Source organism: Chryseobacterium sp. C3, from assembly GCF_014218905.1.
Lineage (GTDB): Bacteria > Bacteroidota > Bacteroidia > Flavobacteriales > Weeksellaceae > Chryseobacterium > Chryseobacterium mucoviscidosis.
This window is the reverse complement of sequence record NZ_JACLCU010000006.1, coordinates 248330-266639: the sequence shown is the minus strand read 5'-3', so window position 1 is coordinate 266639 and position 18310 is coordinate 248330. Positions and strand designations below refer to the sequence as shown.

General features: G+C 29.4%; 17 protein-coding genes. 10 read left to right on the top strand and 7 right to left on the bottom strand.

Annotation, left to right across the window (positions count from 1 at the left end; all coding sequences use genetic code 11):
- Positions 1–12: 12 nt before the first annotated feature.
- The 3 genes from H6W53_RS15270 to H6W53_RS15260 are packed head-to-tail and all read right to left on the bottom strand — an operon-like array spanning position 13 to position 4373.
- Entirely contained in the window at positions 13–1104 is a 1092-nt protein-coding gene (locus H6W53_RS15270) for a dsDNA nuclease domain-containing protein (protein WP_185208011.1), read from the bottom strand.
- A gap of 43 nt (positions 1105–1147) precedes the next feature.
- Positions 1148–1678, bottom strand: coding sequence for a hypothetical protein (locus tag H6W53_RS15265; RefSeq protein WP_185208009.1), 531 nt, complete (start codon positions 1676–1678; stop codon positions 1148–1150).
- Complete coding sequence (locus H6W53_RS15260; protein WP_185208006.1) at positions 1659–4373, bottom strand: UvrD-helicase domain-containing protein; 2715 nt, start codon at positions 4371–4373, stop codon at positions 1659–1661. The genes H6W53_RS15265 and H6W53_RS15260 overlap by 20 nt, the downstream gene beginning before the upstream one ends.
- A gap of 177 nt (positions 4374–4550) precedes the next feature.
- Between H6W53_RS15260 and H6W53_RS15255 the strand changes: the two genes are divergently transcribed.
- Positions 4551–6542 carry a hypothetical protein gene (locus H6W53_RS15255; RefSeq protein WP_185208004.1) on the top strand — a complete coding sequence of 664 codons (1992 nt, stop codon included), beginning with the start codon at positions 4551–4553 and terminating at the stop codon, positions 6540–6542.
- Entirely contained in the window at positions 6532–8223 is a 1692-nt protein-coding gene (locus H6W53_RS15250) for a hypothetical protein (RefSeq protein ID WP_185208002.1), read from the top strand. The genes H6W53_RS15255 and H6W53_RS15250 overlap by 11 nt, the downstream gene beginning before the upstream one ends.
- Before the next feature lie 13 nt (positions 8224–8236).
- On the opposite strand, the gene H6W53_RS15245 is transcribed toward H6W53_RS15250, so the two are convergent.
- The gene (locus H6W53_RS15245) at positions 8237–8494 is read right to left on the bottom strand and encodes a hypothetical protein (RefSeq protein ID WP_185208000.1); all 258 of its coding nucleotides are present in this window, start codon (positions 8492–8494) and stop codon (positions 8237–8239) included.
- A 418-nt stretch (positions 8495–8912) separates the two neighbouring features.
- On the opposite strand from H6W53_RS15245, the gene H6W53_RS15240 reads away from it, so the two are divergent.
- From H6W53_RS15240 to H6W53_RS15205, 8 genes are all read left to right on the top strand, one after another.
- Entirely contained in the window at positions 8913–9455 is a 543-nt protein-coding gene (locus H6W53_RS15240) for an antirestriction protein ArdA (RefSeq protein ID WP_185207997.1), read from the top strand.
- 46 nt (positions 9456–9501) lie between these two features.
- Positions 9502–10101 carry a recombinase family protein gene (locus H6W53_RS15235; RefSeq protein WP_185207995.1) on the top strand — a complete coding sequence of 200 codons (600 nt, stop codon included), beginning with the start codon at positions 9502–9504 and terminating at the stop codon, positions 10099–10101.
- Positions 10102–10214: 113 nt separating this feature from the next.
- Entirely contained in the window at positions 10215–11336 is a 1122-nt protein-coding gene (locus H6W53_RS15230) for a hypothetical protein (protein WP_185207993.1), read from the top strand.
- Between the two features lie 104 nt (positions 11337–11440).
- Positions 11441–11701 (top strand): helix-turn-helix domain-containing protein, encoded by a 261-nt coding sequence (locus tag H6W53_RS15225; RefSeq protein ID WP_185207991.1) that lies wholly within the window; start codon positions 11441–11443, stop codon positions 11699–11701.
- Positions 11702–11895: 194 nt separating this feature from the next.
- Positions 11896–13158 (top strand): hypothetical protein, encoded by a 1263-nt coding sequence (locus H6W53_RS15220; RefSeq protein ID WP_185207988.1) that lies wholly within the window; start codon positions 11896–11898, stop codon positions 13156–13158.
- Positions 13159–13512: 354 nt separating this feature from the next.
- Complete coding sequence (locus tag H6W53_RS15215) at positions 13513–13944, top strand: hypothetical protein (protein ID WP_185207986.1); 432 nt, start codon at positions 13513–13515, stop codon at positions 13942–13944.
- 17 nt (positions 13945–13961) lie between these two features.
- Positions 13962–14537: a hypothetical protein gene (locus H6W53_RS15210; RefSeq protein WP_185207984.1), complete on the top strand. Its 576-nt coding sequence runs from the start codon at positions 13962–13964 to the stop codon at positions 14535–14537.
- On the top strand, positions 14524–15339 hold the full coding sequence (locus H6W53_RS15205; protein ID WP_185207982.1) for a hypothetical protein: 816 nt from the start codon (positions 14524–14526) through the stop codon (positions 15337–15339). The genes H6W53_RS15210 and H6W53_RS15205 overlap by 14 nt, the downstream gene beginning before the upstream one ends.
- A 212-nt stretch (positions 15340–15551) precedes the next feature.
- Here H6W53_RS15205 and H6W53_RS15200 read toward each other — a convergent pair whose 3' ends face one another.
- The 3 genes from H6W53_RS15200 to H6W53_RS15190 are packed head-to-tail and all read right to left on the bottom strand — an operon-like array spanning position 15552 to position 18310.
- Entirely contained in the window at positions 15552–16010 is a 459-nt protein-coding gene (locus tag H6W53_RS15200) for a hypothetical protein (protein ID WP_185207980.1), read from the bottom strand.
- The gene (locus H6W53_RS15195; RefSeq protein ID WP_185207978.1) at positions 16010–17188 is read right to left on the bottom strand and encodes an RHS repeat-associated core domain-containing protein; all 1179 of its coding nucleotides are present in this window, start codon (positions 17186–17188) and stop codon (positions 16010–16012) included. Before H6W53_RS15195 ends, H6W53_RS15200 begins: the two co-directional genes overlap by 1 nt.
- 9 nt (positions 17189–17197) lie before the next feature.
- On the bottom strand, positions 17198–18310 hold the full coding sequence (locus H6W53_RS15190; RefSeq protein ID WP_185207975.1) for a hypothetical protein: 1113 nt from the start codon (positions 18308–18310) through the stop codon (positions 17198–17200).

The window sequence follows — 18310 nt, the reverse complement described above, 5'->3', positions numbered from 1 at the left end:
AATTTGTGAAAGTTACTCTTCATGATAAATTTCTTTTAAAATAACCATTTTTAGAAAGTATTCCGAATATATCTGTTGCTTTTGGATAATCTTCTGATTAAGTAATGCCTTATAAAGCTTGTCCAAAGATTCCAATAAGTTACCATCCAATTGTTCTATATTTTCTTCAATTACTTTTTTTATAACCTCAACACACTGATTAAAAAAATCGTTGCTAAGGCTCAGATATTGTATTTGTACATCCTTCCATGCTTCCAAATATTTTTTTCTTAGTGACAGATTAATTTTTTCAGCATCTAATAAGTTAAATAATTTATTTTTTAGTAAATCAAGTTTATCTGGTTCAGATACAACTATTTTAAGCATAGCTTCAAAGTCTGCCTTAGAAATAGATTTAAAATTAATTAATTCATCAAAGCTTTGGATTTCTCTTTCTAAATTATTTCTTCTATTAACTTCATCGAAAATGGTTCTATACGCTAAAGATGGGTTATATTTAACATGAGCATTATAACGGGTTTCAATTAATCTATTGAGCTTATCTTTGGTTATTTCATTGTGATGCTCTATTGTTAGTTCAGATGTATGGAGGAAAATAATATTAAAAAAATCCTGTAGCCACTCTATTGATAGTTCAGATTTAAGGCAATTTTCTATTTCGACCTTTTCATCCTCATGAAGTTCGTTACAACATATTATTAACTTATTTTCTTGGATGGATTTAATATTAAACTTAGTGTTAGAAACGATGTTTAAACTATTTGTCTCAACCTCAAAATGTAGTTTATTCTGATACAGTTTCCCTAGTATTGAGCCACCATCACCATTTTTTAACTTTTTTCTCGTTAATATATTTTTTAAAGAATAGCTCCCTTTGTCTTTTGTTTTAATTTGATAAAAATCAATTTGGGTAGGATTATTTACAGAATCAAGTACAATGATGTCTTCATGATACTCAAAAGCCAATAAAAAATCAACATTTGAATTTGTTAGTTCTATTAACTTACAGATAGCCCAATTTTTTTGAAAATCAAATCTATTTGAAGCCACAGAACCAGAATTTTCTCTTGGCTTTATCCTTTTAAATTTTTCTGTCAAATTCACATTATAGATGCTTAATGGTTAATCTAAATTTTATAAATAATTATTAGAGTTGAAAATCTTCAAGTAGTGTTTCTATCTTTTCTTCCCCCTTTTGAAAATATCGAACTTCATTAATTTGAGAGTTCTCTCCTGTTTGAAACTCTAAATAAATTCCTAAGTTGTAACGATATTGCTTAGTAAACTCTTTTAACTTTATAAAATCATATTCTTTTTCTTTGTGATTCGTATTCTTTTTCTTCATCTCAATTATTAGGTGATTTCGCTCATTTGTTCTTCTTTCATGTACAATAATGTCAGGAAAAATATTATAAGTATCATTTTGCCTAATACTTCTGACAGCAAGTTCTTCCATTACTTCTTGAGGAATTTGAAGGATTTTTCTTAAACCATCACAAGTTAAATCACCATTATATTCACAATCTACATGATAATTTTCAAATAAGTCAGTCAGGTAATAAGCTAATTTATGAGCAATACTTCTCTCGGATAAGTTTTGTTGTAATAAGTGCAAATCGTTCTCTAATAAACAGCTTATTGCTTTTTGAACGTTTCTTTTAGTTTCCTGTAAATTCATGTATATTAGTTTTATGTAATAATTCTATTTCAGCATCATTAAGCCATTTTCTATATTGACAGTCATAAACTGCAAAGTTCGAGCAGCCATAAAAAGCCCACTTTCGATTGTTTTTTTCCCCTGATTTAAGCTCTAAGTCTCCTGATTCACATCTTGGACATTTCATAACATTTTTTAATTGACTGTTTTGAGCTCTCTCCAATTCCTGTATGAATTTTGAGGCAAATCTTTTATTTGCAATTAGTGATGTCTTTAGCTTTGCTCTCGTAAGTGCCACATAAAAAAGCCTTCTTTCTTCACTATTTGGGTAGGATTCAGATTCTCCCAAAAGAAGTAATAGTACTGGGTCATCATACATTTCAGATGGAAACCCCAGTCTTCCAGAATTACAATTTAATACAAACACATATTCAGCTTCTAATCCTTTTGACCTGTGAGCTGTGAAAAATTCTAATTCAATTTTTAATCGGTCACTATATTTGTATTCAATAGTATTTTCTCGTATAATTTTAAAATTATTTTGTTCTGGTTTGATTCGGTTAAAATCATGATTATATCTACCTAATAGATAATATTTTCGTGATAAAATCTGTTTTATTTCTTCTTCGCTTGGTTCTGCATTTAAATTCAAAATTTGGGTTTTAATAACTTTGATAATAGCCTCTTCTAAGGCTTTGGAATCATCATTCTCATCAGAAAAAGTATAGAATATCTCTAAGTCAGATTGAACATTTGATTTATTTTTAAGATGCTTTTCGATTTGAGCAGGATTTTTCATAACAAATCTTCCAGAAATTTCTATCATTGGTAATCCAAATCTGTAAGTTGTCTCTATTTTTGATGTATTGGTAAACCCAAAATACTCTTCAAAATTGTTAAATAAGCTAATATCACTACCTGTAAAACGATAAATTGACTGCCAGTCATCACCAACAGCAAATAATTTAACATTTTCTCTTTGCTTTTTAAAAGCATTAATTAGTTTATACCTCCCAGTGGAAATATCCTGAAACTCATCGATAATAAGATATTTGTATTGGTGTACATATTTTTTAGTTTCAATATAATGTACAGCCTGATTTATCATATCACTGAAATCAATCTGTTGTTTCCTCTTCAGCATAGCTTCGTAAGCTTGGTAAAGTGGATAAAATAAAGCAACAAAATAAATACACCTCTGTCTATCAAAACCTGACTTTACCTTAATTTTATTTTGAAGTTCTTCGTATGTGATATTAGTTGACTTATAAAGGCTGAGAAAAGTATTAAACAAAGCAATTAACGATTCAACCTCATCAGAAGCATTTTCCTGAATCAGTTCCCACTTTTCTCGTTCTGTTAAGGGTTTAATCAAAAAGCCTTGAGATTTAATAGTTTTTATTAGATTCTCTTCAAAACTACCATCTTTAAATTGATAACTAAAAGTTTCTATACAGATTGTGCCATTTTCTTCATGTACTTTTCTTTTCCATTGAATACCTTCATGATATTTTATTTTAGCATCTGCTAAACTGATATTTTCATTAGCAAAAAAAGGAGGAACATTTCCATTTTTATCTAATGCATAGTGCTCTAAATAAATTCTCTTACCTTCTTGGTATAAACTAAAATCAGGTTGATATTGCCTATAATTTAAATCTCTTGTAGCTATTTCATAAGGCTCTTCATATCTGTAGTCAAGTCCATTAAACAACAAGAAATTGGCAATTTTACATTCTTCTTGACTTTTTACAATTTCTCTTAATACCGTTACCTTATCTTTTACATTTATTTCAATTTTTTTGTAGGGTCTAAAATTTTGGTCTTTGAGATGTTGTATATGTTCTGCCTGATTATTAAACTCAAAATCATCCTTACTTATCTTGATGAAATCAGTAAAATATTTAGTCAAAACATTAAGGTATTTCTCATTGGTTGATAGCTTTTTAAATGTATCTTTTAAAAAATATAAAGGCTCTTGGTCATATAGTGATGTTTTAGCTTTTTCAACATCTTTTATGATATCTAATCCCAATTTATGAAAGGTTTTGGCATCAATACCTTTTATATTTACTTTATTTGCAAGGTCTTCTGCACTTTTTTTTGTGAAAGAAATTAAGAGAATTTCTTCAGGTGAAATCTTTAATCTCTTATTGAGATAATTAACTTTACCCATTATTGTTGTGGTTTTACCACAACCAGCCCCAGCAATAACTAAACTGTTGTCCTCATCACGAAGTATGGCTTCTCTCTGTTGATTATCTAATGACTTTCCTCCATCTATGTTACTTAATAAAGATTGAGTTTCTTTAAGTTCGTATTCTAAAAATTCATCATTAAAATTTTCACGATGACTCTCAGCATTATTGATTAATCCAACAAAAAATTCAATCTCTTTTTCTTCAGAAAATGACAATCCAATATTTTTATAGGATTTACGAACTATATTGTTTCTCAATAAGGTATCATACTTGCCTTTCCATTGAGTTAGCTTGTAGTAGGAAAAATAACCATTTTCATTATTGGTTAAATTTTGAAAATCTTGATTTGCAACCTTTACTTTAATAAGGAAAACTCTAAATTCTTTACATAGTTTATCTCTTTCTTCCTTTTCTCTCTGAGCTTGTAATTTCTTTTTCTTTTTTTCTTTAACAGCATTGTTAATTAACCCAACTGTTGTAGCTATTACTACGCTACCAATTAAATATGAAATCATCTATCTATGTTTATAAACACTTTTATGTGAAATAAATTCTAATATTACATTTTATTTTGCAATTCAACAAGTTAAGCATTAAAAACATTTTGGCAATACTGGAACCCGTAAACTCAAAACTACAATTACTCATATATTTCCAATTAATATTTATTAAATTGCTAAAAAGTGTATTTGATGGATAAAATTGAAATAATAAATTTAGAGTTAGAAAATAATCCTGAGTTATTTACAAAGCTGAAAGAATTTGTAAATATGTGCTTTCAGAATAAAAAATATTCATTTAAATCGGATGAATTTACTCCTGAAGGAATCTTAATTGCCAATGAGATACTTACACTTGAAGACAATAAAGTCAAAATTCTTAATCATTATGCCTTTAGTAAAGCATTTTTTGATGTATGTAAGGAAAATTTGAAGTTTGACTTTAGCTCAGATTTTTTGTCAACATTTAATTTTTTATCAGAAATAAGTAAGAACTTTAAGGGAGGTGGATTTTTAAAAATACTTCCTTTTCTCTGGGAATATGCAATTTATATTTCTAATAAATTACACAATGTTTTGTTTATCAATATATCAGATTATTTAATTCAAAATAGTCACAACAATTATGTTTTTTTAAATGCTTATAATGCCCAGCTTCCTTATCTGGATTTAGAAAACAATATATTAATTCAATCTGTTCTTAATATAGTCAATCATATAAATAAAGAAAGTGAAGCTGGGATTTTAAATATCAATTATAATGCACTACTGAATACTTTATGCACTATTGTAAAATCTAATCATCAAAAAGGTCAGGATTTAATTAAAATTGCAATAGAGATTGAAAATATAGATTTAAATATAATATCTTGTATAATAGAGGGGCTTTATAGTTCAAAAAATACTGAATCAACAAATCTAATTGAAAATTACATTCAAAAGGAGAAAAGATTAGATGGTATTTTTAGTGGTTTGGCAAGATTAGATGATATTTCTGAAGCAGAGGCTGAGAAGTTTTTAAATTATTTTGATGAATATTATGAAAAGAACCAAACTTATAAAAGACCGTTAATTTTCATTCTTTTTAGCATTCTTAACTGTGAAAATTTAAAAAATAAAAAAAGATTTGTTGATTGTATTTTTAATAATCTTCTTAAAATTATTAATGATGAAGATGCAGTATATTTAGTGTTGGATAGGATTTCTTTTCTTAAACAGTATAATGATGAAAGGATTAACATTATATGTGCCATTATAAAAAAAGATTTTTACAGTAACAAAAAGTATCTCCGTTTAATTGCTCAAACTTTCTGGTATCTCAAAGATGTTAATTATTTAGAAAAAGTCCTAAATACTCTTTCTGATTCTAAACCATTTTCAAATATTGCAAGTGAATTTATTCATCATCTTGATGATTATAACCGAAATGAATTAGATAAGATGTTTATTAAATTCATAACATCTAATAAAGCTCGGAACAGGCATTTAGGAATTAGTTTTTTTAATGAATTAAATTCTCATTACTCTTATCATTTTGATTATGACATTTTAAAACTTGCACCTTTAGAACAATATAAATTAATTGTTTCCATTACGGAGAATTACAACGAACCTAAAAATACTTTACCTTGTCTAATGCCCCTTTTAAATTCTTCTTCAAGTACAATTAAAGAAGCATTTATTTGCAAACTTGAAGAATATTCTGAAAATTACGGAGGTCATGTTACAGAGGTATTAAAGGAAAATTTAAATGATAAAAATGAAAATCACAAAAAAGTTTTAGAAAGAGTTAGCATATATATGAATACATTCTATAATAAACATGTAAGAGTGAAATCTGGTATTAATGAACTTGACCCTTATTTTACACAAAGAAAACATATTGAATTATTTCATAAAATATTTAACAAAAAGATGAGCAAGATGATGCAAGATGCTACTAATGACAAAAGTAACTTTCTAAGTACAGTCAAATCTATTAGGCTTGCAAAAGGTGGTGGTTGGAAAACAGGGGATAATAGAGATATTAGTAAATTACACTCTATTGGTCATAGCTTTGCTATGCCACGCAATCACTTAATTTTTCCAAATAGGTTTGATATTGAACATGGAATTGCAATTCATACAGATTGGAAAGATGAAGATTTTAAATTAATAACAGATTCGATTTCACATGAGCAGTAATACTTTAATTGTACAAGATTATTTATCTTCTTTAAAAGAAGATTCAGAACTAGATTATATATTTCCATTGCTTTTACAATCGCTAAAGTTTAGGGTTGTTCAAACAGCTAAAGAAGCAAAGGGACAATCTCAATATGGTAAGGATATAGTAGCTATTGGTAAAGATAGAACAGGTCAAAAATATCGTTGGTATTTCGAATTGAAAGGTTATGATGATAAAGATATAACAGATAAAAATTATTTTAAGAGAGATGGAATAAGAGAGTCTATTATTGAAGCAAAAGATACTGCTTTTAATGACACATCAATTCCTGGGTTTAACGAATTACCAACTAAAATAGTTTTAGTACATAATGGTACTTTAAAGCCTAATATTAAACCTACTTTTGAAGGTTTAATAGAAAGAGAGTTTAAAGAAGGTGAATTTGAAAGATGGGATATTTATCATTTGACAGAATTATTTAGTAAATATCTTTTCAATGAATATCTATTATCCGATGATGAAAGTAATAGGCTATTAAAAAAAACTTTAGCATTTCTTGATACTCCAGATTACGATTATAAAGAATTTAAAAAACTTATAGTAATCCAATTTGATAAAATAGATAGAGTTAAAGGTAGAGCCTTGGCAAAGCTATTTGCTACTTTAGGAATTTTACAAACTTTAGTTTTTCATTATAGTAAAGAAAACAATAACATTATTCCAGCAAAGGAATGTTCAAAATTTTTAGTATTAGAAACGTGGTCTTGGATATTAAAGAATAATCTCGAAAATAAACCATCCATAATTAAAGAATTTAAAAAATTATTAAAGCTACAATTTGAAATTTTTAATTGTTATTTTCGGAAAACTTTTTCTATTGCAAAATTACCTGATGGACTTTTTTCTGAAAAAGGTGCTTTTTTTGAAACTGTTGGCTATCCGTTGAGATGCTTTGATTATTTAGATGACATCATATATTTTTCAAGACTTCGTATCATATTTTCAAAAGAGAAAAATCACAGATTTATCTTAAATAAACAAAAAGATTTAATTATTGAATTAATACAAAATAACAGTGGCTTTTATAGACCTATTTTAGATAATCATTCTATACCTATTATTCAGCTTTTTTTATTTTTTGCTGATGAAAAAGCAATAAGACAAAAAGATGTTAACTTTATAACAGATGTTATTTTTAGGTCCTTAGAAAATATTATTGATGAAAAACGAAAGTATAATAGACTTCCAGAACTATACAATAATATGGAAAAGGTTGTTGAATTTTTTGCTTTAAACAAAAAACCTGAAGGGTATACTGATAGTTCTTCTATTTTACTTGCAGTTATTTTAGAACTATTGGTAATTTTTAATTCCGAAGAATCTTTTCAAGTATTTCATAAATTTTTAGCTGAAGACTTAAATTTACAAATAGCATCAATCAATTTTAATGAGTTTGATGTAGAACAATTGTTATTTGAAAAGCACCTTCATGAAGAATATTTTGTTGATTCTATTTACAAACTACCTCAAGATTTCGAAGAATTTAAAAAAGACAGGTACAGTAAAGTTATATCACCATTTCAATACAGAACTGACAAAACTGGTCTATCATGCATACGATACTTAGCACATAGTTATTATAAGAATGAAATTTTACCAGAGGAATGGAGACAGTTTTTTAAAGTAAAAGAAAATTAATAAAAGAATTTATTTAACTTATTCTGGTATATGAAGAAAAACATTCTTCGTAAGCCTTTCCTATTAATTCTTTTATTTCACCTGGTATATTTTCGGTAAATTTAATACTAATAGGGTTCATCGTGAGTAAATAACATAAATTTAAATCAATTTCATATTCTGCTATATGTGGATATTTTTCTAGTAGTTTATCAATTTTATTTTGCAGGCAGAGTGAAGATTGATTAAACTTTTCATCTTCAAATGGATTAAATATTTTTTTTGAATTCATAGTTTATTTTTTTAAATATAATCAAATTATTCATAGGTTAACTTAATTTTATAATTTATATATAAAAAGAATAACCATATACATAACAGTCCCCCCCTGTTTATTTTGTTTTTTTGTACCCCCCTACTTCGGTTAATTCTAAAAATTTAAAAAATCATAGGTTAAAAAAAAATTATATTTTTTTGGAGTTTTTATTTTAATCCATGTGCTGAATTTAGATTAAAGTCTAAACGTGATACAAAAAAGATTTGTTTAAAAGATGATATAAAAGTTTAAAAATGTACTAAAAATACCTATTCTAAATTTGGTACACTTGAAAAAATGTTGTACATTTGAATCAATAAAAAAGCCTTGAAGTGTTGGAACCACAACAAGGCAATGTTAATAAATGTTCAACTACTAAATTAAACTTATCAACATGGCAAATTTACAAAATTGTCTTGACAATTGTAGTCTCTATGTGGGAACCTACAAAAAGTACAACGAAGGAAGCATCTTTGGAGAGTGGTTAAATCTCTCTGACTATTCAGATTACAATGAGCTTTACGAGGCTATGAAAGAACTTCACAACGATGAAGAAGACCCAGAATTTATGTTTCAGGATTATGAGTTCCCAAAATTCTTTATCAATCAAGGGTTAATAAGTGAATGTCACATTTCAGAGGACATTTACGAAATTGCAGAGAAAATAAACGATTCAGGCTTAGAATTTGAAATCATTGAAGCCTACGTAGATTGCATTGGTAGTTATTGTAAAGATACAGAGGAGCTTTTAGATAAGGTTTCGGATTCTTATTCTGGTGAATTTAATTCAGATGAAGACTTTGCACAAGAAATGTTAGAACAAGATGGCAGCATTCCCGAAAATCTGCCCTCATACATCTTCATAGACTGGCAGAAAACAGCATATAATTTCATGTTTGACTATTCATGTTCAAATGGCCATTATTTCAGAAATTAATAACAACCCTGCACCCTGTCATCAGGGTGCTTTATACCATAATCAAATGAAAGCAAGATATATTAGAGTTTCTACTGGAAACCAGAACACAGCAAGACAATTACAGAAAAGCCACCCTAATGAAAAACTTTACATTGACATCATTAGTGGGGCTACACCATTCAGCCAAAGACCAGAGGGAAAAAAGATGCTTGAAGACATTGAAGCTGGCTTAATAGATTATATAACTGTACATTCAATTGACCGATTAGGAAGAAATCTATTTGACATTCTGAGCACCTTGGAACTTCTGAATGAAAAGAAAATTGTTTTGAAAGTAGATAATCTTGGAATTGAAAGCTTAGTTAATGGTAAAATAAATTCAGCTTTTAGACTAATCATTTCAGTGATGGCAAACATAGCCCAGATGGAACGAGAAACCTTACTGGAAAGGCAACAAGAGGGCATAAAACTTGCCATAGCTAAAGGTGTTTATAAAGGCAGGGTTAAAGGCTCTGTTGAAAGTGATGAACAGGTTTTAGATAAGTATAAAGAGGTTGTAAAGTATCTAAAGAAAGGGCAATCTTTGAGAGATACTGCCAAGCTATGTAATGTTAGCTTAGGAACCGTTCAAAAGGTAAAACAAATTTTAAATAAAAATAACTAAAATAATGTACAATAATGACCTAAAGAAAACAGTCACTATATCCAATAGATATATAAATCCCCCAAACTTCATAAACACAAAAAATTATAAAGGGAATTCTGTAATTTCGTAAAATGCTAAGTGATATACATAGAATATTTAATGCTTCATTTGAAGTAACGAAATTAAGAACTGAAAAAGAGTTTATATATTTTTTTGAAAATTTCAAAACGGATAATATTTCAGAAAGACTTAAGCAGGAATTGTATAGTCTATTCCTGAAATCAAAGAAACAAAGGCTTTTTGAAATACTTTTAAACCTTTCAAAATGGGGGTTAAAGAGTTATTTTAACTGGAAACTAAGTTTTCCATTTACTCCAAAAGTTCCCCATTTTAATAATGATTCTGTAAATTTAGCACTGGAAAATCTGGAAAAAGAAATAACATTTTCTGTTATTAACATTTTATTGTTTCTAAAATTAAATTTCAGGAATGCCAAAGATGAAATTTTCTCTTTGCCAGTGGTACTTTATTCTGAAAGAATCTTAAATAGTAAGTATCCTGTACATAGTATTGAATTTAAGATTTCCAGATATGAGGATTATTTGAGAAAAATAGAAAAGGAAATTTTTATAAAATACCTTTATTATTCAGTGTTAGGAACGGTTAAGTTTCAGAATATTGGAAGCCTCAATTTACAGGATTCTGATTCCGTATTGAAACAAAAACTTACATTAGCCAACCAATCTTTGCTTAAAAGGCTGGAAAACCTGAAAAATGAAAATACCCTTAATTATTACTCATATATAAACGAAATTCAGAAAACTGAATCTAATTCAGAAAATATTGTTTCTACTGCATTTAAGATAGAGGAAAATTTTACAAAAGAAGTTTTGCAGGAGTTGAAAATCAGCTTTAAAGAAGAGTTCAGAGAAAAAATATTTTCCTCTTTGAAGCCTTATTTTGCTGAAAATGTACATTCTGTATTAAAAAACTTGATGTATTCCGAAAGTAGTCATTCTGGAAACAAAATCTTATTTCATCAGACAGCAGCCTGTCTAATTTATTTTTTAAAAACACTCTATAACAAGTCAATTATTATTTCCAATTCAAAAACTACGGTTCAAAACTGGCTGATTGAAAACTTTCAATATATGCACAACGGAAGTGCAAAAGATTTTACAGCCAATACCATACAAAAAACTCTTTTCAGGGAGGAAAAGCCTCCAAAACATGTAATAGAACTAAATATTTAATACCTATTTTCTGCCTATTTAGTACATAGGCATTTTTAAGGATTTAAATTTTGTTTTGTTTTGCACCATTAATAACAATAAAAAGATAAAACAAAATGGAGCACATGCAACAAATGGACTATTACAATTCACGTTCTCTCTATTACTCTCAATCTATTAGAAAAACTTTTCTAACTATTCAGGAAGCTGCAAAATATTTGGGCTACAAAGTTTCTACCCTCTATAAAATGAATTCAGAGGGTAAAATCCCGTTTTATAACCCCACAAAAGGTAAAGTACTGTATTCAAAACAGGAACTTGATGAGTGGATAAAAGGGAGTACAGTCTCAGTAAATGATTTAGAAAAGAAATTCAAAGGATGCTAAAACAACATTCCGTAAACAAAACTTTCAGATAAATAATTTTTAACCAACACGAATCCATAGAAGTGCTTTAGTTTAACTAAAGTAACAGCAACCGATCTTCGGGCACGGTGCTACACGGAGTAAATCCAGATTCGGGACATGCAATGTTCAAACTTCAACCTTTCTATGGTTCGTTGTTTAATACCAATAAAACAATGTTCAATACTTTCACAAATCTTTTTGCTAAAAAATCTACACAAACCATTGAAAAAATTCAGCAAGTAGTTGACTATATTAAAGATAGTTCCAGAGCTGAAGTAAAAAAAATTAAAGAACTCAGAACCTTAAAAAAAGGTACTCCAGAGTTTGATTCAATAAAAAAGGAGTTGCCTATTATTTTGTGGAATTTTACCACCGATGGGGAACGAAAGATTAAAAATGCCATTCAGTCAACAGGATATATTTACTATGATATTGATAATAGCTTAGATTTTCAATTTAATAAAAACTATTTTACAGCCTATTGGAAAAGTGTGAGTGGTTCTGGCTACGGTTGTTTGATAAAGGTCTCAGGAGTTGATAAAAGCAACTTCAAAGAAGTATTTACAGATATTGCAGGTCAATTGAATATTCCTTTTGATTATAAAGCAAGTGATATTGTTAGGGCAAATATCATATCTTATGACCCAGATATTTATTATAACCCCGATGCACATACATTTGATTGTACTTGTTATTCCAGTATTGATAATGGAGATGTTGAGGAAAATCACCATTCCATTACTAAAGATATAAAAATTAATAGTTATGAATGGAATGGAGAAAATATTCCAATCAGATATGATAATTTGCAGGAAAAGATATCAGAAAAGGAAAGGGTTTACGATGAAAATGGAGTCTGTGATTTAAAAGATGATAAACTATACTATTCAAGTGTTGTTATTCCTAAAACTATCAAGGAAGGAAAAAGAAATTATATTCTGTCAAATATTGCTATTAAAATCATTGCTTTAAATCCAGAATTAACAGATAAGAGGCTTATTAAATTTATTAGTAAAATAAATAGCTCATGCTGTACAGTTCCGATGCAGGATAATGAAATACAAACTATTTGCAGTACTGTTCTGAGTAAAAGAAATGAATTTATACCTTATAACAATGCAGTTAGGAGATTTCTATTTGACCCGCAAAAAAAGTTCCAGAAAGGAGAAAGGCAAAGACTGTCTGTAATCTACCTGAATAAATGTAGAGGGGAACGAACAAAACAGATTGTTAGCCATGCTTTTTCTGATTTATTGAGTGAATGTAGAAGATTTAAAATAAAAGATATTCTGGAAGAAACCAAGGTCTCACCAACTACCATAAACAAATACTTACCCATAATTTTAATGGAAGAGTATGCAAGCGAAATAGAAGACATTCAACAATTTTTCAATGCAAAAAAACAAATACAAAAATTAGTGACTGCCCCTAAGTAGGGGTGGCCAAATTCTCAGGAATTGCCTTTGCTGAGTTCCAGATTAAAGAATTCTCATAAAAAGGGGTTCTATCATACTGAAACAACACAAAAGGTTATTTTACAAAAAATAGATTTTAAACATTCAGTTTGAATTAATATCTTTGTAATTCAAATTCAACGAAAAAGAGAAAAACTTTTGCTTTTGTAATACGAATCAGCAAATTCAAATATAGACACAAAATGCAGACAGTTTAGCTCCTTGCCATAATTTATGGTGAGGACTTTCCTGTATATGTGTCTAGGCTTTTGCTGAGCCCGTATTACTATACATGGTAAAGTACCTCACTTTTTTGTTGTTTATAACTTAAAAATTATGAACAATAAAATTCAATTTATGAAACAATTATTTATTGCAGTCTTGATGGCTGTTTCTATCGTAAGCTGTTCTAACAACGATGATGATTCAACACCACAGCAAAACACCCCTGTACAAACGGTATATTTCCACCCTCCTTCGTGGATTCAGGGGAGCTGGAAAATCTCTGGGAGTAATTCTGCATACTTCAAATTTTCCTCAGATGACTTCATTTTGGTAACTCCATATACGAGCTGGAAAAGTGTATTGCAACAAACAGCCAGCACGGGACAGCTAGCAAAAGTAAATGAAGATATTTCAGATTTGTACTATGAATTTACAATCATAGCTGGAAATTCTGGTGGAATGTATAAGTTCAAAAAAATAAGTTCCACTCGAATTCAATGGATAAACAACACTACTACACAAGTGTTTTTGGATAAGGAATAACAATTAAATCACTGAATATGAAAAAGTTATTATTATCTTTACTGTTTTTTACAGCCCTTGTTAAAGCCCAGACACAACAGGATTACTACAATTCCAATCCTTCTGGTATAGACCCTGTAATTGGAATGAAAGAAACCCAGAGTGAAAGCGTGAGGGTTGCTGATGAGATTTTGAAAAACAATAAACCCAGTAAAATCGGGCAAAAGTTAGAAAAGTCTTTGGAAAAGGTAGAGAATCTGGAAACACCAAAGTTTGAAGATGTTTACCAACCTGCACAACCTTCTGAAAACAGAAACTACAATCAATCTGGCAATGTACAGCCCAGCAATCAAAATAGTGATGTTGACCCGTTCAGTTCCCCAGAGGATAAATCACCTTCGTTTAAAGGGGAAAGGGTTAATGTTGATGATTATTATACCCAGCAACCCGATGGAAGCTACGTTAAAAAAGATACTGGCTATCAAAGACCAAGCAACAACAGTAATGATAATACCGTTTTAATTGTAGTTATTCTTATTGTTGGTGCTGGAATCATTGGTGCATTAGTTACCAATAGCCAGAAAAACACAAATAACAGCCATGATAGAGAATAGATTTTATTACAAGCTCCATAGTTGGTTATTTCCAATTGATGAGAACAGAAGTGATACGGTGACTATTCTTCGTTACAATTACCTCAATTCTGTACCTTTTCAAAAGGTTGTATTAGATTATCTGGCTTGGAACGGGATTGATAAAAAGGGAAATGTAACCACTAACAAAGTTTATCCAACCCGTGCTCAAATTCTGGAAAACAAAACAGCACTTGCACAATGTAGATTTTCAACGGGTAAATATATCGAGAAACTTGTAGTTTTTGTTTTTCTGGAAACGAAGAAAGAAATACCTGATTTGAATCCAGAATTGTTTGCTCATTTTTTTGAAGAGAACTACCACAATTCAAAGCTTGCCAAATTTGCCACTTTAGAGACCCAAAAATCGAATAAAACAACAAAGGGGTGTTACGATAGCTTAAAGAGGCTTTTGATTGAAATTCAAGGCTTTTTAGAGACTAATGATTTAAGAACCAGAATTGAATGCAATCATACTGAAACTCCAAACTTAGGAAACTGCTTCAGATGTGAGGAATTTATAACACCTTTTTGTAAGATTGGATTAAACTGTAATGAAATAGGACAGTTCACAATCAATTACTTTATCAATCCTCACCTAAAAGAATTAATTGGTGAATCTCTGGGAAATACTCTGGAAAAACATTTTGCTGAGTTGGCTAATGGTGAAATGAAAGACTTTGTAAAAATGGTTCCTTTAAATCGTAGATATGACAAATATTTTAAAGAGATTCAGACTATTCCAAACTATAAAATCAGTGTTACCGAGCAAAATTCTTTATAAATCGAAAGACAAGGCATAGACCTTACGAGGTTTTAGACAAGAGAAATTCCCTCCAATTTTAGAGGGAATTTTTACGGTCTTATATTCGTAAAGCCAAATGTTCCGTTTTTAATATATTAAACAATTAATTATCAGTATTTTATTTAACTAAAAAGGAAGATTTAATTATCTCTTATTGACTACTATCTGTGATTATATATTATAATACAATTTTACTTATGAATATTACCTCTTATAGAGTCTTTAAATATTAGATTTTTACCCTTGATTTTATAAATATATTCTGGATACATAGCATCGTTAATTACAAAATCTTTTTGAGTAAATTTTTCCAAGTCTTTTTGAAAATATTTTTTTACAAAGTTTTTTCCAATTCTGCTATTATCTATAATGTAGGTAGCTTTTAAAGTTTCATCCTTATAGATACCATAGAGATTTTTCTCCTCACGATTTACTCCAATAGGACTAAGAGTAACAGATAGAGTGCTGTCCTGATAAAAATAAACCTCATAAACATAAATTGAATTTTCAGGAGCTTCTTTAAATGGATTTTTTTTCTGATAATTTATTAAAATATTATACAAATTATCATTTAAATCTGTATTGTTTTTTTTCTTTTCACATGATGTAAACAAGAAATAAATAAAAGCTAAAATTATTGTAATTCTCATTATTGTAAATCTTTACTATTATTAATTTTTCTGATTAGTTTAATCCCTTGAGGAGTAATGTTGTAAAGATTCCCTGAGTTAGGGAAATAAGTTTGATATTTGTAATTGATTGCCTTACCAGTACCATTTCCTCTTACATTGTAATAGTCTCCAGAAATTTTTGTTCTTCCATTTTGTGATTTATAACCCATTGAGTTTATTTCTGTAAAACTACTGTCATAAGTATCCTTGCTAGGATGATTATGTATTAGCCTTCTTTCACTTCCTTCTGCCACACCAATTTGGCTCATGCCTGGTGACTTTTCATCTGAATTGTATGTTTGGAGAGATATAAATCTTTTATCACCTATATTAAAGTCAGTCAATGAAAATTCAACTTTAGAATTCTTAGCTGAAAAATCAAATAGACTTGTCATATCACTCTCAGTAGATGAAGTATGCTCTTTTATAGCCTGATGATAAGCTGGATAAATGTCTGATGTATTACCATCTCGGAGATACTGTAACTGCCCAACTATTCCTTTTTGAACAGTAACACTTTTACTTTTATCTACATTACCCTTACTATCTGATGCAAATAATGTATCAGTTTTATCATTTGTCTTTTCTATTAACTTAACCTGTCCATTTTGAAGTAACTGGAAGTTATCAAGAACACCTCTTCCATCAGGGTCAATATTTTTTATTGGGTTATTCATAACCATGTTATAAGGAGACCAGCTCGAATACTCTTCACTTAAAGGGTCTGGTGAAAACCATCTACCTGCTGTATCCAGATAAGGTTGTGCATCAGGGTCACTCAAATCTATTTCCCTGAACTCTGTAATTTCTTTGGTTTTCCTGTTGTATTTTACAGAACCAATATTAACTACAGCATCCATATCGTGAAATTCTAAGTATTTTCCTTTACTTAATGTAGCAATCTTAGGATAATAACCACGGTCTTTAAAAGGATTTCCAATAGCAATATTTTTTCTTCTTCTTTCAGCTTCTTCAGGAGTAATGGAATCTCTGGTTTTCAAAACCTCATCCATATAAGGTCTGTTTCTCTCTTCTTTAGTAAGTTTTACAGGATTTACCCATTTCTTTTCAGCTTTTGGCTTACCTTGGGGTTTCTTGACCTGAGCTTGTGTAATTCCAGTGAGAAGAACAAAACCAGTCAATACAATTCTTTTCATAGTCATTTGTTATTTTGTAAAGTTATTCATTAATTTTTTATTCTCATATTTATCTCTCTCGGTTCTCAGAGAAACCAACCAATTCAAATACATTTCCTCTGGCATCTGTCTGAAACCAATGTCATAAATATGCCCGTATTCCTTTGTCATAAGCTCCATGAGTTCTTTAGCCTTTGGGTCTTGTTGGGCTTTTTTAATGTTTTCAGGATTAGTAGAACTCAAATTTTGTTTATCCATCAATTTTTCAAACTGCTGTTTATGAGTTTCAGCTCTCAGGATAAGAGCTTTAGCAAAATTGGGATAAATTTCTATTGCTCTGTTTACTGTTTTTAAAACAAACTCACCATCATTGCCCGGGAAATTCCTGTTATAAGCCTGCGCTAAATCAAATAAGCACAATGCTAAACTTTCCTTATCATTCAAGGCTTTCATAAACACACCGTTTTTAATAGCATCCAAATGGATATACCCCGAAGCCATGAGCCATGAATCCTGAGGAAACATCCCACTGGTAAGCTCAGTGTTATACCATCCATCAGATTTAATTTGATGTTTGATGTACACATGGTTAGGGGCTAAGGCTAAATTGGCTGTTTCTCCTAATTCCTCTGCTAGTATTTTGTAGAGGTAAGGCATAGAATTACAATTCCCTTTCTTCGTAGCCAATAATTTAGATACAAATAAGTTGGTAATATCATTATGCCCAAACACATCCTTAAAATCGTAATTAAAAGGCTTATACTGTATTACGGTGTCTTTTACAGCAATAGGCAAAGTCTGGCACATAATAGAGTATATTGCTGCATATTTGCTTACTTTATCTTTATCAGATTGTTTGTAATTTAAATCCCTGTTAGCTATAATAGCTTTAGCAAATTTTGTTAAAAACCTGATTTCGTTATTGAGTTGTATTGTGTCTAACTTTCCTTGAAAATAAGCATTCTCTACACTAAATACAGCATCTTTAAAGCTATATTTTTGCTTATCATTCAGCATATTATCAATAGTCTGATAAGCATCATTGTAAAACTGGTTATTCTGGGCTTTAACCGTCCCTGAACTTAGCCATAGCAACACTAAGGATATGATAGATATAGTTTTATGAGATAAATATTTTTTCAT